Genomic DNA, 18,648 nt, shown 5'->3' on the forward strand with positions numbered 1-18,648 from the left:
CGGCGCGTACCGCTACCGCCCGTCGCCCGCCCCCGTCCCCGGCGGAACCAGCGTCACCCGGAACGCCTTCGCCGGGCCGGTGTTGCCCGCCGAGTCGATCGTGCGGTACTCGATCGTGTGCGTGCCGTACTCCGGCGTCGCGTCGTCCCACGGCACGACGCGCGGTGTGCCGAGCTTGCCGTAGACCAGGTCGTCGATGACCGTGCCGCCCGGCGTGAACCGGAACGGGGCGTCCGCGTCGGTCGGCCAGCCGAAGTAGGTGTACCAGCCGTCGCCGTCGACCCGGAACTGCGTGACGACGTACCCGTCCTGATCGTCCCGCGCCGTCAGCTTCATCGTGAACGGCCCGTCATGGACGTACTCCACCGGCTCGCCCGGCCGCCGCACCGTGCGCAGCGGATCGGACAGCGCGTACGCCGCGGTCGCCGGCGACGCGTCGACCGTCCAGGTCAGCGTCCGCCGCGTACCGGCGACGCGCGCCGTCAGGACGTGGCTGCCGCCGTCCAGCGCCAGCGCGCCGAGGTCCAGGTCGCGGTCGTTGCCGGGATTGCGGACCGGCCGCCCGTCCAGCGCCCACCGCACCCGGGGGTCGCGGCCCGCGGGATGGGTGGTGTCGGCGTACACGACCGACTCCGCCCCCACCGGGGCGGCGGTCCCGGTGTGACCCGTGAACGCGGCGGCGACGGGCGACGGCCGCGTCGTGAGGGACGGGTCGACCGTCCACGTGACGGTGCGCGTCAGCGCCGACGAGGCGCGGATCGCGGGGTCCCGCACGAACGGGGTCGGGTCGGACACCGTCGCCGTGAGGGTGTGCCGACGGCCCTCGCGCAGGCCGAGGCGTCGCAGGTCCAGGCTGCGCTCGCCCGCCGTGCCGCCCACCCGGCGGCCGTCGAGCCGCCACACGGTGTCGAGTTCGCCGCCCACCGGATGCAGCGTGTCGACCCACACCGTCCGGTCGTCGCCGACCGGTTCCCCGTTCGGCGCGTGCCCCTGCACCAGGTTCACCTTGGCGGAGATCGCCTGCGTCATCACCTCCCGCTCCACCTGGTCGAAGGAGTACCCGAGCGTCTTCATCAGGGAGTGCCTGCTCGGCCGCCACACGCCCTTCGTCCGGTACATGCCGCCCTCGTGGCGCCCGATGACACCGCCGGCGTCGCTGCGCTCGCCCAGCCAGCGCCACCACTTGCGCCGCTCGGCGCGCATCTCCCGCTCGGTGAGCAGCGTGTGGTGGGCGGAATCCGGCTCGCCGCCCTCGTACGTACCGCCGGGGACGCCCCGCGCGTAGTAGTCGTACTCGTCCTGGAGCTTGCCCAGGGAGTGCCCGATCTCGTGCGGCGTGATGAGCGACGACAGCGCGTTGCCGCCGGACGCCGTGGCGAAGGTGCCGCCCGCACCACCGTACGTCGCGCTGTTGGCGACGCCGACGATCTGCCGGTTGGAGCTGTTCGAACCGGGGACCAGGTCGGCCAGGGCGGTCGCCGCCGCCGCGTCGATCGACAGCAGCCGCTGCACACTCGCCGGGTCGCAGCCGCCCCAGAAGCCCATGTCCAGCGGTGTGTCGCGGCGGGGCGCGTCGAGGCCCGGATCGCAGTCGACGCCCGACTCGGCGGACGGCACCTCCACCGCCCAGACGTTGATGTACGAACGGTAGGACGCGAACGGCTCCGTACTCCACAGCACGTTGAGGTGCTTGTCGACATCGGCCCGGAAGGCCGCCATGTCACCGGCCGTGTACCCGTCGCCGAGAACGACCAGGTTGAACCGCCGGTCGGCCGGCCCCGTCCGCTGGACCGGGACCACCTCGGCGTGCTCCGTCACCGGGTGCGGCGCCCCCGCCCCCTTCGCCGCCGCCGCTCCTGTCGCCGCCGTCGCCGACGGTGTCGTGCCGACGGCGCAGGCGGCGAGGAGCGCCCCCGCCACCGCGAGCAGCGCGGGTCTGTTCCGAAGTCTCATGGCGGTGCGCCCTCCGTCTGCCGTCCGGTGATCAAGCGGTGGCGGGGAGCGTACGGGGGCGGTCAACGCGCGGTAAAGAGGCGGGAGTTGCCGGTGGCGTGAATCGTGAGGCGGCCGGGCGCCGACATCAGGGGCGCGGGCAGCCGCAGGCCGGGCCCGCCCGGCGTCACCGAGCCGAGGACGCTCGCGCGTCGGGCGCCGGTGCAGGAGGGCACGGTGCCCGGCAGGCCGTGCGCGGTCAGCCAGCCCAGCACGGCGAAGGCGTACGCCTCCTTCGCGTCCGACGGCAGCCCCAGCTCGTCCGACGTCCGCAGCGGTACGCCGCCTGTGCCGCCCAGTTCCTCCCGCAGCCACTCCATCAGCACCGGGTTGCGGGTGCCCCCGCCCGACGCGATCACCTCCGTCGGCCCGAAGGGCCGGACGGCATCGGCGACGGTCCGCGCCGTGAGCCGGGTCAGGGTGGCCACCACGTCCTCGGCGGGCAGTGGCCCGAACACGTCGAGCGCCGCGCGCAGATAGGGCAGATGGAACAGCTCCTTGCCCGTCGTCTTCGGCGCGGGCAGGGTGTAGTACGGCTCGTCCAACAGCCGCCGCAGCAGCGGCCGGCGCACACGCCCCCGTGCGGCGAGCGCGCCGTCCACATCCATGGAGTACGCCCCACCGAGCGCATCGCCCGCGGCGAGCTCCCGCACGGCCGCGTCGATCAGCGCGTTGGCCGGCCCGGTGTCGAAGGCCAGCGGTCCGCCGCCCGCCCCGTCGGCGGCCACCGTGACGTTCCCGATCCCGCCCAGGTTGAGCGCCACGGGCACCCCCGGCCGCCCCCGCAGCCACATGGCGTCGACGACGCTCACCAGCGGCGCGCCCTGGCCCCCGGCGGCCACGTCCCGCGTACGGAAGCCCGAGACGACGGGGCGGCCGGTCGCCTCGGCGATCCAGGCGCTCTCGCCGATCTGGAGCGTGCCGTGCACCCGGCCGGCCTCGGCCCAGTGGTAGACGGTCTGCCCGTGCGAGGCGATCAGGCCGGCCCGCCCGTCGCACAGTTCCAGGTCGGCCCGCACCGCTGCCGCCGCGAACGCCTGGCCGATGCGCGTGTCGAGCCGGCACACCGTGGCCAGATCCGTCGTGGCGGGCGGCAGCGCCCCGGCCAGCGCCGCCCGCAGATCGTCGTCGTACGCCGTGCTGATCATGCCCAGCGGCGTGAGCACCAGCGTGTCCCCGTCGAGGGCGAGGTCGGCGGCGGCCGCGTCGATGGCGTCGTACGACGTGCCGGACATCAGCCCGATCACCCGCAGGGCGCTCACCGCAGCGCCCGGTGGTGGTCGTCGGCGCGCAGCGTCAGCAGCGCGGCGACGCTGACCGCGCAGGCCGACGCCGCGTAGTACGCGGGAATGTCGGCATTCCCGGTCCGCTCGACGACCTGGGTGATGATCAGGCCCGCGCAGCCCGAGAACACCGCGTTGGACAGCGCGTACGCCAGCCCGAGCCCCGTGTAGCGCACGGTGGTCGGGAACATCTCGGCCAGCATCGCGGGGCCCGGCCCCGCCATCAGCCCGACGGCGGCCCCCGCGCCGAAGAGCGCCGCCCCCTTCGCGTACGCCGGCGTCCCCGGGTCCTGCACCAGGTTCAGCAGCGGCAGCGCGAGCAGGGCGACCAGCAGCGCTCCGGTGAGCATCACCGCCCGCCGCCCGATCCGGTCGCTGACCGCACCGGCGGGCAGGATCGAGGCCGCGAACCCGAGATTGGCCAAGGCCGTGGCGACGAGCGCCTGCTGGAACGTCGCGTTCAGGGTGCTCTGGAGGTACGAGGGGAGGACCACCAGGAAGGTGTAGCCGGCCGCCGACCAGCCCATCAGCCTTCCCGCGCCCAGCGCGACGGCCCGCACCGTCTCCCCGGCGGGCGGCCGCCGCACGGGTGCGCTCTTGTCGACGACGGCCGACGCGAAGGCCGGCGTCTCGTCCAGGCGCAGTCTCAGCCACAGCGCGACGAGTCCCAGCGGCAGCGTCAGGAGGAACGGCACCCGCCAGCCCCACCCGTTCAGCTGCGACGTGGTCAGCACGGTCGCCAGGAGCGCCGCCGCCCCGGCGCCCGCGAGCAGGCCGAGCGCCACCGTGAACGACTGCCACGCCCCGTACAGGCCCCGGCGGCCCGGCGGTGCGAACTCCGTCATGACCGACACCGCCCCGCCGAACTCCCCGCCGGCCGACAGCCCTTGCAGAATCCGCAGCAGCGTCAGCAGCCACGGCGCGGCCGCGCCGATGGAGGCGTACGTCGGCAGCGCGCCGATCAGCGTCGTGGCGGCGGTCATCAGGCAGATGACGAGGATGAGCGTCGGCCGGCGGCCGATCCGGTCACCGAGCCGCCCGAACAGCGCCGCCCCGACGGGCCGGAAGAAGAACGCGAGGGCGAACGACGCGTAAGTCTTCACGAGCCCCTCCACCTCGCTGCCGCCCTCGGGGGTGAAGAAGTGCGCCGCGATGACGGTGGCGAAGTAGCCGTAGACGCCGAACTCGTACCACTCGATGAAGTTGCCGACGGACCCCGCCACCAGTGCCCGGCGGGAGCGGGCCGGCCGGGCTGTCACAGGCGGCGGGACCGGGCCGGTGGCGGGTGTGGTCATGGGGCCAGCGTGCTGACCGCCAAGCCGCTCCACAAGTCCCGTGCGCCACCTGCCGTACGCCGCCGGACGCACCGCAGGCATTCATGCCGCGGGCCGCCGGACGCACCGCACGCCTGTGCCGTACGCCGCCGTACGCACCCGCGCCGCACGCCTGTGCCGTACGCCGCCGGTGCACCCCGCGCACCCTCCGCCGGGCCGGTCGGTCCCGCCCGGCGCGGGGCGGGACCGCACCGGCCCGGCATCGCTCAGGCGCCCGGCGGCACCCGCGCGGGCCGCCCCGCGCCCCGTGTCACGGTGTACCCGGCGATGGCCGCGGCCGCCCCGAGGACGCCCCCGCCCACCGTCCAGATCCAGCGCGAGGACCACCAGCCCGACGAGAACGCCTCGTCGGCCGCCCCGGCCACCCGCGCGTCCGACGCGCCCGGCACCAGCGGCACCGCCAGCGTGCCGTCCACCGCCCGCGCCCCGCCCGCGTCCCGCGCCGTCGCGAGGACCTCCGCGCGCACCGGCAGGCCGAGGTCCTCCTGCGGCAGGTCGGCGACCGTCAGCCGTACGTAGTAACTCCCCGGCAGCGGATCGTCGGCCCACGGCTCCGCCCAGGCCCGCACCGTCCTCAGCGTGCAGGACACGGTGACGGACGCGGCGCCGGCCGGCGCCGCCTTCGCCTGACCGCCGTGCACGCACGCCTGACGCCGGCGCAGTCCGTCGTACACGTCGACGCGCCACGTCGCGGCCCCGTGCCGGGCCGCCGCCTCCGGAAGCTTCACGGTGGCCCGCACGGTGGCGGTGCGCCCCGCGTCGGCGTCGAAGACCCAGTACAGGTAGTCACCGGTGGACGCCTCGGCCGTGGCCGGCTGGTCATGCCGGATCCGCACCGCCGTACGGAAGGCGGTGCCCGCCTCCGTCGGCGCCGCCTGCTCCTCGCCGTCCTCGACGGCCCCCGGCGAGGGCGTCGAGTCCGCGAGGACGGGAGCGGCCGCCTGGAAGAGCGCCGCTCCCGCCAGCAGGACCCCGCTCAGCACTCGTGTCGTCGTACGCATCAGTTCGTCCTCCATACGGCGAGGCGCCAGCGCGAGAGCCAGCCCCACACGAGACCGGCGAGCAGGCCGGTCAGAGCGAGCACGCCGAGCAGCCACCAGCCGTGCCCGAGACCGAAGGAGGCGACGTCCGACGCCTCGTCGGGGCCGTCCACCAGGTCGATGGCCAGCTCGACCGGCAGACCGGGCGTCGTCTTGACGGACGGGGGAGCGGAGAAGGAGTTGCTGACCTGGAGGCACACGGTCTCCGCCGCCGGCTTCACCTCGTCGGCGGTGTCGTCGTCCAGCGGGGCCTTGGGGTAGCGCAGCCCGGTCGAGATCACGTCCGTACGGCCGTCGCCGGCCTCCTCGCCGCGCACGATCTCGCGGCCGCGCGTGGTCACCGCCCGCAGCAGTACGCCGTAGTCGCGGTTCACGGCGCGGTCGGCGCCGACGCTGACTGCGGCCCGCAGTTCCTGACCGGGCAGCACGTCGACCCGGTACCAGCGGTGCTGGGAGAACTTCTCGCGGTCGGTGTAGAGACCGGCCTTCAGCCGCGGCGCGTCCGCGCACCGGTCCGTGCCGTCGGTCGCGACCGGCTTGACGACCGGGTCGGCCGCCCGGTCCACCAACTGCTTGACCCGGTCCGACAGTTCGTCGGTGTGCTGCACGGCGGTGTACGTGCCGCCCGTGGCCTCCGCGATGCAGGTGAGCTGCTGGCGGATCTTCGCGTTCGGCACCAGGCCGAGGGTGTCGACGACCAGGTGGGTCCCCTTCGCGGCGATCTCACGGGCCACCTCGCACGGGTCGAGCGGACCGCAGGTGTCCTCGCCGTCGGTGATGAGCACGATCCTGCGCGTGCCGTCACCGCCTTCGAGGTCGTCGGCCGCGCCGAGGAGGGCGGGGCCGATCGGCGTCCAGCCGGTCGGCGCGAGGGTGGCGACGGCGGTCTTGGCCTCGGTCCGGTCCAGCGGGCCCACCGGGTACAGCTGCCGGGTGTCCTTGCAGCCGGTCTTGCGGTTGTCGCCCGGATAGTCGGCGCCGAGGGTGCGTATGCCGAGCAGCACCTCCTCGGGCACAGCGTCCAGTACGTCGTTGAACGCCTGCTTGGCGGCGGCCATCCGGGACTGGCCGTCGATGTCCTTGGCCCGCATCGACCCGCTGACGTCGAGGACCAGTTCGACCTTGGGGGACTCGCGCGCGTCCGGTTCGTCGGCGGCAGCGGCGGCTGCGGCGGGACCGGCCGGGAGCAGCCCGGCGGCCAGGGCGACGAGCAGGCCGAACGCCCCTGCCGTCAGCCGTTTTCTTGTGATCATCGCCGGATCCTATTGAAGATCGCCTCCGGCGCCCAAACGTGGCTCCGTTCCGTCAGAGCGCGTGCCTGAACCGGCCGCCCTGCCGGCCGGCCCCGTCGCCGCCCGGCCACGTGACGCTCCCACGGGCCGCGAGGGCGACGGCATGACGATGGTCCTCGCCACGCACGAGACGGGCTTCGCGCGCGGGGCCGCCGGCCAGGGGTGCTTCCCGGACGGCGGAGCGGTACGGGAGCGCGGCACGCCGGAGCAGGTCCTGGGCGCCCGCAGGAGGAACGCGCCCCGGCGGTTCCCGCGGCGGATTGTCGAAGCCGGACGTCCGCGACCGCCTCCGGTGATAGAACCAGAACGGTGCGGGGGCGACGACTTCTCAGTTACAGCGACGCGGTGGCGATACTCGGCGGCGACAGCGCGGCGCTGACGGCGGCCGACCAGGCGCTCGGCGGCGCGTTGTCGATGGCGACGGGCGGTACGAGCGACGCCGTGCTCAACCTCTTCGCGGCGCGGGGAGGCGTACTGGCGCTCGGCCGTGATCTCACGTCAGGGCTGCGGGACCGGCTGGGGTCCTCGGAGCGGGCCGAGCGCACGGAACGGATCGCGGCGGCGCACGCGGTGCTGGTGGTGACGGCGTACTTCGAGGCCCTCGGTGAGGTGGAACTCCCCTTCGACCTGGCCGAGGCGCGGCTCACGCGGCGCGAGCAGATCGCACTGGCCGGGGGTTCGGACGCGGCGTACGGCTTCGTCCAGCGCCTGGTCGCGACCGGCGCTCCGCAACCCGCCCCGCACGTGCCGTACGAGCAGACCCTCGTCGATCTGCGCTTCTGGTACCTGGAGCTGTCGGTCCGGCTGAAGACCTTCCTCCACGGGCTGGCGGTGTGGGACGCGCTGGACGCGACACGACGCGGCGCGGCCGAGAGCGCGCTGGGCACCGAGCTGTGCGAGGCGGCGGTCGGACGCTTCCAGGACCTGTACGCGCAACTCGCTCTGGAGGTACCGGAGTTCGGCTTCTGGTCCGGCCAGATCGAGCACCAGGCCACCCGCACGGGCCTGCGCCAGGCCCTCGCCGGCATCGAGACCGCCCTGGCGGGGCTGAGCCCCCTGCGGCCGCTCGCCCACGCGGCGCAGGGTCTCGCCACCGGCTACCGGGCCGCACTGGCACGCGCGATCCTGGCCGAGGGCCAGGCCCGTTCCGGAGTGGTCCTGCCCACCCTCGGTGAGGGGTACGTCGATCCGGACTTCCGTGTCCGTGCCGTGGTCGAGGGCACGCAGGGACCGGCCGAGGAGGAGTGGTGGGAAGGGGTGCCGACGCGTTCCGACCTCACCGAGTACCTGGCCGGCGCGCTCACCTCGGTCGCGTCGACGACCGCGCCGCTGGTGGTGCTCGGCCAGCCCGGCGCCGGAAAGTCCGTACTGACGAAGATCCTGGCCGCGAGGCTGCCCTCGGCCGGGTTCCTGCCGGTGCGCGTCGTCCTGCGCGAGGTGCCGGCGGACGCCGACGTACAGGACCAGATCGAGTACGCCGTCCGGTCCGCGACCGGCGAGCGGACGACCTGGCCCGAGCTGGTCCGGGCGGCCGACGGGGCCGTCCCCGTCCTCCTCTTCGACGGATTCGACGAGCTGCTCCAGGCCACCGGCGTCAGCCAGTCGGACTTCCTGATCCGCGTCGCGCGCTTCGAGGAGAGGGAAGCCGACCAGGGGCGTCCCGTACTCGCCGTCGTCACCAGCAGGACCGCTGTCGCGGACCGGGCACGGTACCCGAACGGAGCGGTGGCGCTGCGTCTCGAACCCTTCCGGCAGCAGCAGATCGAGCGCTGGCTCGATCTCTGGAACCGCCTCAACGGCTCCTTCTTCCAGGCCCAGGGTCTGCGCGCGCTGCCCGCCGGCGTCGCCGTACGCCACCAGGCTCTCGCTTCCCAGCCCCTGCTGCTGCTGATGCTCGCGCTCTACGACACCGACGGCAACGCGCTGCAGTGCGGCGCCGAAGGTGACGAGCCGCTGGGGGAGGCGGAGCTGTACGAGGAACTGCTCGTCTCGTTCGCCGTCCGCGAGATCGGCAAGTCCTCATCGGGGCTGACCGGCCGGGAGCGTGAACGGCGGGTCGAGCAGGAACTCCAGCGGCTGTCCCTCATCTCCTTCGGCATGCTCAACCGCCATCGTCAGTGGATCACCACGGTCGAACTGGAACAGGACCTGGCCGCCCTGCTGGGCCGCCGTGAGCCCGCGAGGAACGGGGACACCTTCCGGGCGGAGCTCGACCAGGCGGACATCGCCCTCGGCCGGTTCTTCTTCGTCCAGCGGGCGCAGGCTCTGCGTGACGACCAGCGGCTGACGACGTACGAGTTCCTCCACGCGACGTTCGGCGAGTACCTCGCCGCGCGCCTCGCCGTGCAGCTGCTCCACGGGCTGCTCGGCCAGCGGCCCGCACTGGCCCTGGGTCATGCCGGAGTGGACGACGATCTGCTGTACGTGCTGCTGTCCTTCGCCTCCCTCTCGTCCCGGCAGATGCTCCGCTTCGTCGGCGCGCGGATCCAGCGCATCCCGGCCGAGGAGCGGGAGCGGCTCGGTGAGCTGCTGATCACCGTCATGGCTGATCACCGCAACCGCATCGAGCACCGTTTCCCCGAGTACCGGCCGAGGGCGCGGGGCACCTCGTCGCGTCACGGGCTCTACAGCGCCAACATGCTGATGCTGACGCTTCTGGTGACGGGCGGCGTCAAAGCGAGCGAGCTGTTTCCCCTCGAGACGAATCCGGCCGGTGTCTGGCACCGGCGTGTCCTGCTGTGGAGGTCGGCGCTCAGCGAACCCGAGTGGACGGACTTCGCACTGGCGATCAGTATGCGCAACACCTGGAACGGCGACCGGAGAGAACTCGACATCCGCCCGGCCGCGGACCTCGTGGACGCGCCACAACCGGTGGACCCCTACTGGCTGTACGGGTGGGCGCTGCGCCACGAGGGCCGCAACAGGCGCGTGGCCTGGTCGCGTCCCTACCCGGACCAGATCCGGCACAAGATGTCGGTGTCGGGCGGTACCAACGACGCGGTGGTCCTGCACGCCGTCGATCCCCTGTTCAAATGGCTGGGATCGTCGGTCACCACGTTCGTGGGGCGGCCGGACGGTGCGGCGACGTCGCTGGCGCACAGCCTGTCCTCGCTCTGGCTGGCGAGCGGCCTCGGCGTACCGGACGAGGAACTGCTGGGGCTGTACGAGCAGTGCGCCGGGTTCATGGAGGACGGAGCCCTCGGGCAGGAGTCGATGCGACGCACGATGCTCCTCTTCTACCGGCAGTTGAGCCTCGACGCGGACCGGCTCCCGACGGCCGCGGTGGCTGGGATGCTGCGGCCACGGGCCGCCGTCCGTTACTCGACCGACACGCTCCTGCTCATGCTGGCGGCAGCTCTGCTGGGGCTGGACGGAGCGGATCCCGAGGAGGACGTCGCCGACCTCGTCTCCACCCTCCACGCGCTGGTCGTCCCGCTCACCCCGGACACGGCCGTTCTCCACCTGTGGTGGAAGCAGCGGCACCGCAAGTCGGCCCGGCTGCTGGCCACTCATGTCCGCCGTGTGCTCCGCGATGCCCCGCAGGACGAACTCGCGGAGGTTCCCCCGGTCATACTCGCCGCGGCCCGCGCCTTCGTCGGCGCCGACGAAGGCGCGAGCTGACCGTCTCCTCACCCCACATCGAGCGCGTTCCGCAGTCCCAGCCGGTAGCGCGTGCGGTCGTGGCGTTTGAGGAACTCGATCTCGGGCGGCCGGAACAGCGGGGTGACGGTGCAGCGTTGGGCCGTCGAACCCGTGCGGTCCAGCAGGGCGTTGACCGCGGCGCGGGCCGACGCGTTCGCTCCCTCCATCGTCGCCAGGTCGATGGCGACGGACACGTAGTCCCCCGCCAGGAAGAAGTTGGGGATCCTCGTGGCCGCCGACGGGCGGTTGTGCCACGTGCCCACGGGGTGGATCAGCAGCTCGTCCTCGTTCGTCGGGTTCGGCGTCCCGATGCCGTCCACGCCCGGGTCGAGGAACCACGAGTGCAGCGTGCTGTCGCGCAGGACCGTCCTGCCGGTGTCGTTCAGCGCGGCCTTCAGCTGCGCCCACACCTCGCGCGCGACCTCTTCCCGGGTGCACTGCTTGGCCGTCTTCCCGTACAGGATCCCGGGCTTGTCCCATTCGGAGATGTCGACCGACAGGCAGTCCGCCGCCGTGCCGTCGCCGTAGTCGGCCGGGAAGTCCCGGTCCGGCCAGTGCTGGGCCTGGGCGATGGCGGTCAGGGACCAGGGCGAGTCGATGCAGTTGAGGTGGCCGTGCAGGATCGGCGTGCGCTCCGTCAGGTAGAACTGGATGCCGGTCATCCAGTCGGTCCTGAGCCGGTCGCACCGTGCCAGTTGGGGGTCGGCGGCGCGCATGGCGGCGCTCCAGGTGGGGCGGGCGTGCTCCACCGGGAGGGCGCAGACGTAGTGCCCGGCGGTCACGGTCCGGCGTACGCCGTCCGGGTCCTCGATCATCGCCGCCGCGACCCGGCCGTCGGCGTACTTCATCTCCCGTACGGTCCAGCCGATCCGGAAGTCGACGCCGAGGCCCCGCAGGTGGTCCGCCCAGGGATCGATCCACGCCTCGTTCGTCGGAGCGTTGAGGATGCGGTCCGGCGGGCCGTCGGCGCCCCGGCCCAGCGCGTTGAACACGAAGGCCTCGCCGAGCGTGCCGACCGTACGGGTGCTGGCCTCCTCCGCCTTCGTCGCGACGATGTTGCGGGTGACGCCGATGGCGAGGATGCGCTGGTAGTCCTTGGACATACGGGCGGCCCGGGTGAAGTCCCACCAGGGCGTGCGCTCCCACGTGTCGTCGCGCCGCTCGTCGCAGCTGGTCAGGAAGACGAGCGCGCGGTTCACGAAGTACGCGCTCTCGTGCGCGGGGAGGTTCGCCGCCGTTTCGAGGAGGCCGGTCAGCGCGCGGCGCAGGTCGTCGAGGGTGAGCCGGGCCGGCTGGTGGCCGGGCCAGGGGATCGGGAATCGCAGGTCCTCGCGGCCCGTGCGCGCGAACATCATCTCGCGCGGGGCGACGAGGTTGTCGTGCACGCCGTTGGCGTTGCCGGGGAACGGGATGCGGCGCATCGTGTCCGGCAGGTTGTGGTAGATGCCGGGGATGAAGCGGAAGCCGTGCTCGGCGGGCAGCGGCCTGCGGCCGCCCTTCGCGCTGTCCGGTACGTCCATGCTGCGGGCCTTGCCGCCGAGCGCCCGCCTCTCGTAGACCGTCACGGCGAACCCGCGCTCGGCGAGCTCGTGCGCGGCCGTGAGGCCCGCGACCCCGCCGCCCAGCACGGCGACGGACTCCCGGGCCGCCCGCCGGGGCGCGTCCGCCGGCCCGGCGGACGCGGCGGCGACGGGCGCCGCCCCCAGGGCCATCGCCCCGCCCGCCGCCGCCGCGCCCGCCACGAAGGTGCGTCTGGAACTTCCCATGCCTCGTCCCCCTGTCGCCTTACCGGCGGTAACCGCCGCGTCAGGCCCAGGAGAATACGGGCGGCCCCCAGGGCCCGGAAGGCACACGCGGGCCCCGGTCGCACATTGGCGCGAAAGGGCCCCGTCGGCCACGGGCACAATGGGGACATGTCCCGACGCAGCGCACGCGGTACGAGCCGCAGCCCCCGGAGTCGGCCCGTGCCGCCGCTCCTGACCCCCGCATCGCCCTGCCCGTGCGGGCTCACCGCCCCGTACGGCGACTGCTGCGGGCGCTTTCACTCCGGCGCTGCCGCCGCGCCGACCGCCGAGCTGCTGATGCGCTCGCGCTACAGCGCGTTCGTCGCGCAGGACGCGGCGTACCTGATGCGCTCCTGGCACCCCGACACCAGGCCGGCCACCCTCGACCTCGACCCGGACACGCGCTGGCAGGGCCTCGACATCCTGGCCACCACGGACGGCAGCGCCTTCCACACCACGGGAACGGTCACCTTCCGCGCCCACTACACGCACCAGGGCGAGTCCGGGTCCCTGCACGAGCAGAGCCGATTCGCCCGGCACGACGGCGCCTGGGTCTACCTGGACGCGGTCTTCACCCGCTAGCCGCCGGACCCTTTCCTCCCGTTCTGGTGGTGTTTCGGGCGGCATCGCAGGGGTACTGCGGACGCGATCGCGCATGCCCCTCGCCCGCAGCACCACGAGACGCCGGGAGGCACCCGATGGACCGCACGACAGCCCTGGAGCTCGACTGGCTCTGGGACGACTTCCACCGCGTGGTGAACATGACGTCCCAGGAGCTGAGCACCTGGCTGCGGACCAGTGGCGCCGGTGAGAACAGCGAGCCGCTGCCCGAACGCGCCGGGACCGAGACCGGGCGGAAGGTACTGGCGATCCTGGGCAAGCGGCGCACCGACCTGACCGACGAGGACGTCGCCGTCATGCGCAAGGTCGTGGAGGCCGTCCACGTCCAGCGGCGCACCGACCTGGCGCCGGCGGCGGGCGACAGCGCCTGGCGGCGGCGTTTGATGACGCTGGGCCACGACCCGCTGAAACCGGTGTGACCGCCGCCCGCCGGCGCACCCTCCGGGACCTCTCCGCCGCGCACCGGAGTTCGTACGCGGCCAAGCACTCTCTATGCTCTGTCGTCGGGAAGTGACGGCGGACGAGACGGCACGAGCGGCGGAATCAGGGGACGCGTGGCAGAGGCGGAGATGCCCGAGGAGTACCTGGACGGCTATGCGCGGCTCCTGGCCGAGGTCTCCGCCACCGGCCGCCGGCTCACCCGGGAGGAGCTCGACGCGCGCCGGGACCTCGGCGAGCGGGCCGCCGAAGCGGGCCACGGGCTGCGCGCCCTCGTCGGCCGGCACCTGGCCGCCACCCGCGCCGCCTGGCCCGGTGCCTCCGCGGCGCCCGACCGGGTGCTGGCGGCGGTGGAACAGGCCGTCGACGCCTTCGCCGAGGGGTACGAGCGGTCCCAGCGGCTGGCCGTACGCCAGGAGGAGGCGGCCCGCCGCGAGTTCATCGACGACCTCCTCCACGGGCGCAGCGACCTCGGCCGCCTCGCCGCCCGCGCCGAACGCTTCGGGCTGCGGCTCTCCCGCGCCCACGCCGTCGCCGTGGCCGAGGGCGCCGAGGCGTACGGGGACACGGACCACGTCACCCGCCGGGTGGACCGCGAACTCCTCGGCCGGTTCGGCGACCGCCGCATCCTGCTCGCCACCAAGGACGGCCGGCTGGTCTGCGTCGTGCCCGGTGACCAGACCGACGTGCTCACCCACTTCGCCCGGCACGCCCACGCCGCCACCGACGGCGGCCGCGTCGCGATCGGCCGGGCGCATCCCGGCGCGGGCGGCGTGGTCCACTCGTACGAAGAGGCCCTCAGCGCCCTGGAACTGGCCGACCGCATGGCGCTCGACGGACCCGTCCTGCACGCCGCCGACCTGCTGGTCTTCCCCGTCCTGACGCGCGACCGCCAAGCCATGGCCGACCTGGTGCTCAGCGCGCTCGGCCCGCTGCGGCGGGCCCGCGGCGGCGCCGAACCGCTGCTGGAGACGCTGAGTGCGTACTTCGACGCAGGCTGCGTGGCGGCGGAGGCGGCCCGGCGGCTCAGCCTGAGCGTACGGGCGCTCACCTACCGGCTGGAGCGCATCCACCAGCTGACCGGATCCGACCCCGCCGACCCGATGCACCGCTACGCCCTCCAGACGGCGGTCATCGGCGCACGGCTCCTCGAATGGCCCGCCAAGGAGATCTGACGCGGGGGAAGGCGACGGGGGTGGATACCCTGGGCGCCGTTGAGATGCGTGGGCACCATGAGGAGAACCAGCGTGGCCGAGTCCGTCATACCGCCGCCCGACCCACTCGCCCCCAGAGGTACGCCTCTTGGGGCGTCGCGGCGCGGGATCCTCCGGTGGTTCGCGGCTTTCGTCGCGTTCGTCGCCCTGGTCCACTCCAGCATGCTGCTGCTCTACGTCGCCACGGACTTCCCGCTCTCCAGGACCTACGCCCGGCAGGTCAACGGGTGGATGCGGCCGCTCTTCCCGCAGGACTGGAGCATCTTCGCCCCCGAGCCCTCCAAGTTCAACCAGCACCTCGAAGTGCGCGCCAACGTCGACGGGACGTTCGGCCCGTGGATCGACCTCACCGCGCACGACAACGCGGCGTACCGGGGTGAACTGCTCCCCAGCATCGAGGACCAGCTCGTACTGCGCCGGGCCGTGTCCCAGTACCGGAGCAACGCGGCCCGCCCGGACGCCCGCCAGGCCACCGGCCGCTCGGCGCGCTATCTGCTCAACGTGGTCCTGGTACGGCTCGACGCCCTGGGCGAGGAGCCCGGCCAGGCCGTACAACTGCGCCTGAAGAGCACCCGCATACCGGCTCCCGGCACCCGGCCCGACGCCTCCGTCACGCGCCCCCGGTACCAGGCCCTCGGATACTGGAAGGTCCGCCCATGACCGTACGCGCCGCACTCGCCCTGGGGCGCGACGCCGCCGGCGGTCCCCTCCGTCAAGTCGCCGCCACCGCACGGAAGCTGACCCTCCAACCGCTCGCGCCGTACAGCGCGGCCGCCATCCGCATCGGTCTCGGCGGCCTCTACCTGATCCACCTGCTCCGCGAATCGGTGCGCGCCGACCGCCTGTGGGGGCCGGGTTCCCCCTTCACGGCCGACCTCTTCGCACAGACCCTGGAGGCCCGGGGCTGGGACGGCCCCTTCTCCTGGTGGTACTCGCTGCTCGTCACCGACAGCGCCCTCGTCTTCTGGGCCTGGTACGGGCTGGCCGTCGTCCTCAGCGCGCTGCTGATGCTCGGCTGGCGCACCCGGGCGGTGTCCGTGCTCTTCTGGTTCCTCGTGGTGGCCTTCTACATCCGCGGGTCCATGGCCAACAGCGGCTGGGCGCTGCTGAGCCTGCTGTTCGCCAACTACCTCGTCTTCGTCGCCTCGGGCCGCCACTGGTCGCTCGACGCGCGCCGCCGCGCCCGCCGGGAGAAGCCGGCGGCCGGGTCGCGGTTCGTCTTCTGGGGCGAGGAGACGGAGGAGCTGCGCCGCCGCCTCGTCACCGTCCTGCACAACGGCGGCATGGCGATGATCGCCCTCCAGGTCATGGTGATCTACGGCTCCGCGGCGATGTACAAGATCCAGGGCGAGTCCTGGCGCAACGGCACGGCGCTCTACTACTCGATGATGTACGACGACTTCTCGACCTTCCCCGAACTCTCGGCGTGGATCGCGGGTCACGGCACGTTCGCGGCGCTCATGGCGTACCTCACCGTCTTCTCGCAGATGCTGTTCCCGGCGCTGGTGTTCAACCGGCGGCTGAAGTACTGCATCCTCGTCGTCATGCTCACCACGCACATCGGCATCGGTGTGCTGATGGCGCTGCCGATGTTCTCGGCCATCACGATCGTCGGGGATTTGGTGTTCCTGCCGACCACGTTCTGGCTCGCCGCGTCGCGCCTGGTGCGCACGGCGCGGGCGGCGCCGCAGGAGGAGCCGCCGGCGCCGGTCCCGCCGGCCCGTGAGGCCGCGGACGCCGGGGTCGGTTCGTCGGCGTGAGGCCGCGGTGAGGGGCCTCAGCGGTGGGCGGCCGGCAGGAGCCCGCCCTGCTCCAGGTCCTCGGCGAGCAGCCGCTTGGCGATCGCGTCGACGGCGGCGGTCAGCTCCTCGTTGCCCGGCCGCCCGCCGTCCATCTCCAGCTGGTCGCCGAGCCACCGCCCCCACGCCGCGCTGATGACCTCGGCCTCGCGCTCGCCCGCAGGGGTGTGCGAGAACAGGTTGCCGTCTTGGGTGAGGTAGCCCTCGTCCACCATCCGGTCGAAGACCGGCAGCAGCACCTCCGGCGGCAGGCCGCGGCGGACGGCGACCAGGCCGAGGCTGGCGTGCCCGACGATGCGGGTCAGCAGCGCGACCTGCATGACCGCCCAGGCACCCGCGATGTCCAGCCGGGTGTCGGAGCCGCTGACGATCCAGCGCGCGGTGTCCGGGCCCTTCGCGCGCAGGACCTGCGCGACGTTCAGCTCCAGCAGCTTCGCCGAGTCGCCCGACATGGGCGACGCGAACCCCTCGCCCATGTCGGTGGACCCGGCGCGGGCGGCGTCGCGCAGCTTGACCTGCTTGAGGAACAGCGACACCGCGAACCCGACGAGCGCGACGGGGACCGTCCACAGGAACACCGTGTGTAGCGAGTCGGCGTACGCCTGCACGATCGGCTCCGCCTGCGCGGGCGGCAGCGCGTGCACGCCCTCCGGGCTCTGCGCCGCAGCCAGCAGGGCCCCGGGGTCCGCCCCGTCGGCGCGGGCGGCCTCGGTGACGCCCGCGGTGAGGTTGGGCCGCAGGGAGTTGGCGTAGATGGTGCCGAAGACGGCGGTGCCGAACGACATGCCGAGCGTACGGAAGAAGGTGACGCCGGAGGTGGCCGTCCCGAGGTCGGAGTACTCGACGGTGTTCTGCACGGCGATCGTCAGGACCTGCATGCACAGGCCGATCCCGATGCCCAGCACGAACATGTACAGCGACTCCAGCCAGGCGCTGGTGCCGGTGTCCATCAGGGACAGCAGGAACAGGCCGACGCCCATGACGAGTGAGCCGGCGATGGGGAAGATCCGGTACCTGCCGGTCTTGCTGACGACGTTGCCGCTGAAGACGGACGCGATGAGGAGGCCGACGATCATGGGCAGAGTACGGACGCCCGAGACCGTGGCCGAGTCCCCGTCGACGTACTGGAGATACGTGGGCAGGAAGATCATCGCGCCGAGCATCGCGAAGCCGACGACGAAGCTGAGGATCGAGCAGACGGTGAAGACCGGATTCGAGAACAGCCGCATGGGCAGCATGGGTTCGACGGCGCGCGTCTCGGCGTAGCAGAACAGCGCGAGCGCGATCAGGCCGCCCGCGAAGAGCCCGATGATGACGCCCGAGCCCCAGGCGTACTCGTTGCCGCCCCAACTGGTCGCCAGGATCAGGGCGCTCGCGCCGACCGCCACGAGCGCGATGCCGAGGTAGTCGACGACCGGGCGGGCCGCCGAGCGCACGGCGGGGATGTTGCGGGCGGCGGCGGCGACCACGACGATCGCGATCGGCACATTGACGTAGAACGCCCAGCGCCAGGTCAGGTGGTCGGTGAACAGGCCGCCGAGCAGCGGGCCGATGACGGTGGCGACGCCGAACACCGCGCCGATCGCGCCCTGGTACTTGCCGCGCTCGCGCAGCGGGATGACGTCGGCGATCAGCGCCATCGAGGTGACCATCAGCCCGCCGGCGCCGACGCCCTGGAGGGCGCGCCAGGCGATCAGGAGCGTCATGTTGCCGGCGAGGCCGCACAGGAACGAACCGGTGATGAAGACGACGGCCGAGACCTGGAAGACGAGCTTGCGGCCGAAGAGGTCGCCGAACTTGCCCACCAGGACGGTGGCGACGGTCTCCGCCAGCAGGTAGGCGGTGACCACCCACGACATGTGCTCCGCGCCGCCGAGTTCCGCGACGATGGTGGGCAGGGCGGTGCCGACGATCGTCTGGTCGAGAGCGGCCAGCAGCATGCCGAGCATGATCGTCCCGAAGACGATGTTGCGCTGCCGCCGGTCGAGCACGGGCGGCGCGGAGCCCGCAGCCGTCGCCGGGACGCGGGCCTTCGCGGGGCTGGTCGCGCGGGTGGTCGTCACCTCTGCACCCTCACACCGGCGCGCCCGCCCCGCACGCGCAGACGTCCGTACGCCGTAGGGCGCGGTCCTCCCGGGGCCGTTCCCCGCCCCGGACGCCGGACCCCGCAGCGCCCGAGGAGCCGGAGGCCCGGCGCCGGGGGCGGGGT

General features: G+C 73.2%; 13 protein-coding genes and 1 pseudogene. 7 read left to right on the forward strand and 7 right to left on the reverse strand.

Translation table 11 applies throughout. The annotated features are described in order from the left end of the window. Window positions 1-12: 12 nt before the first annotated feature. The 5 genes from E2E34_RS17295 to E2E34_RS17315 form a co-directional block, all read right to left on the reverse strand. Window positions 13-1,953 (reverse strand): M64 family metallopeptidase, encoded by a 1,941-nt coding sequence (locus tag E2E34_RS17295; protein ID WP_138902816.1) that lies wholly within the window; start codon window positions 1,951-1,953, stop codon window positions 13-15. Window positions 1,954-2,015: 62 nt separating this feature from the next. Further along, on the reverse strand, window positions 2,016-3,245 hold the full coding sequence (locus tag E2E34_RS17300; protein WP_138902826.1) for an anhydro-N-acetylmuramic acid kinase: 1,230 nt from the start codon (window positions 3,243-3,245) through the stop codon (window positions 2,016-2,018). 5 nt (window positions 3,246-3,250) lie between these two features. Next, window positions 3,251-4,570 carry an MFS transporter gene (locus E2E34_RS17305; RefSeq protein WP_138902817.1) on the reverse strand — a complete coding sequence of 440 codons (1,320 nt, stop codon included), beginning with the start codon at window positions 4,568-4,570 and terminating at the stop codon, window positions 3,251-3,253. 245 nt (window positions 4,571-4,815) lie between these two features. Beyond that, complete coding sequence (locus tag E2E34_RS17310; RefSeq protein WP_138902827.1) at window positions 4,816-5,610, reverse strand: hypothetical protein; 795 nt, start codon at window positions 5,608-5,610, stop codon at window positions 4,816-4,818. Further along, entirely contained in the window at window positions 5,610-6,902 is a 1,293-nt protein-coding gene (locus tag E2E34_RS17315) for a VWA domain-containing protein (RefSeq protein WP_138902818.1), read from the reverse strand. Before E2E34_RS17315 ends, E2E34_RS17310 begins: the two co-directional genes overlap by 1 nt. 130 nt (window positions 6,903-7,032) lie before the next feature. Here E2E34_RS17315 and E2E34_RS36480 point away from each other — a divergent pair. Both E2E34_RS36480 and E2E34_RS17320 read left to right on the forward strand, forming a co-directional pair. Next, window positions 7,033-7,218 (forward strand): annotated as a pseudogene (locus tag E2E34_RS36480) (peptide ABC transporter ATP-binding protein); the annotation flags it as partial. 68 nt (window positions 7,219-7,286) lie between these two features. Beyond that, a complete protein-coding gene (locus tag E2E34_RS17320) occupies window positions 7,287-10,562 on the forward strand; it encodes an NACHT domain-containing protein (RefSeq protein ID WP_138902819.1) in 3,276 nt (1,091 codons plus the stop codon). An 8-nt stretch (window positions 10,563-10,570) separates the two neighbouring features. Here E2E34_RS17320 and E2E34_RS17325 read toward each other — a convergent pair whose 3' ends face one another. Then, window positions 10,571-12,349: a hydroxysqualene dehydroxylase gene (locus E2E34_RS17325; RefSeq protein WP_138902820.1), complete on the reverse strand. Its 1,779-nt coding sequence runs from the start codon at window positions 12,347-12,349 to the stop codon at window positions 10,571-10,573. Window positions 12,350-12,496: 147 nt separating this feature from the next. Here E2E34_RS17325 and E2E34_RS17330 point away from each other — a divergent pair, with 147 nt between their 5' ends. The 5 genes from E2E34_RS17330 to E2E34_RS17350 all read left to right on the forward strand — a co-directional run bounded on the left by E2E34_RS17330 (window position 12,497) and on the right by E2E34_RS17350 (window position 16,400). After that, window positions 12,497-12,949, forward strand: coding sequence for a YchJ family protein (locus E2E34_RS17330; protein WP_138902821.1), 453 nt, complete (start codon window positions 12,497-12,499; stop codon window positions 12,947-12,949). A 116-nt stretch (window positions 12,950-13,065) separates the two neighbouring features. Then, window positions 13,066-13,407, forward strand: a complete 342-nt coding sequence (locus E2E34_RS17335) for a DUF3140 domain-containing protein (protein WP_138902822.1) — start codon at window positions 13,066-13,068, stop codon at window positions 13,405-13,407. A gap of 150 nt (window positions 13,408-13,557) precedes the next feature. Next, window positions 13,558-14,601, forward strand: coding sequence for a PucR family transcriptional regulator (locus E2E34_RS17340; protein WP_425573341.1), 1,044 nt, complete (start codon window positions 13,558-13,560; stop codon window positions 14,599-14,601). Window positions 14,602-14,673: 72 nt separating this feature from the next. Then, window positions 14,674-15,300: a DUF5819 family protein gene (locus E2E34_RS17345; protein ID WP_138902824.1), complete on the forward strand. Its 627-nt coding sequence runs from the start codon at window positions 14,674-14,676 to the stop codon at window positions 15,298-15,300. Then, the gene (locus E2E34_RS17350; protein ID WP_138902825.1) at window positions 15,297-16,400 is read left to right on the forward strand and encodes an HTTM domain-containing protein; all 1,104 of its coding nucleotides are present in this window, start codon (window positions 15,297-15,299) and stop codon (window positions 16,398-16,400) included. The genes E2E34_RS17345 and E2E34_RS17350 overlap by 4 nt, the downstream gene beginning before the upstream one ends. A 17-nt stretch (window positions 16,401-16,417) precedes the next feature. On the opposite strand, the gene E2E34_RS17355 is transcribed toward E2E34_RS17350, so the two are convergent. After that, window positions 16,418-18,502, reverse strand: coding sequence for an MDR family MFS transporter (locus tag E2E34_RS17355; protein ID WP_167518303.1), 2,085 nt, complete (start codon window positions 18,500-18,502; stop codon window positions 16,418-16,420). Between the last annotated feature and the right edge of the window lie 146 nt (window positions 18,503-18,648).

Origin of the sequence: Streptomyces albidochromogenes (assembly GCF_005981925.1) — a bacterium.
GTDB lineage: Bacteria > Actinomycetota > Actinomycetes > Streptomycetales > Streptomycetaceae > Streptomyces > Streptomyces albidochromogenes.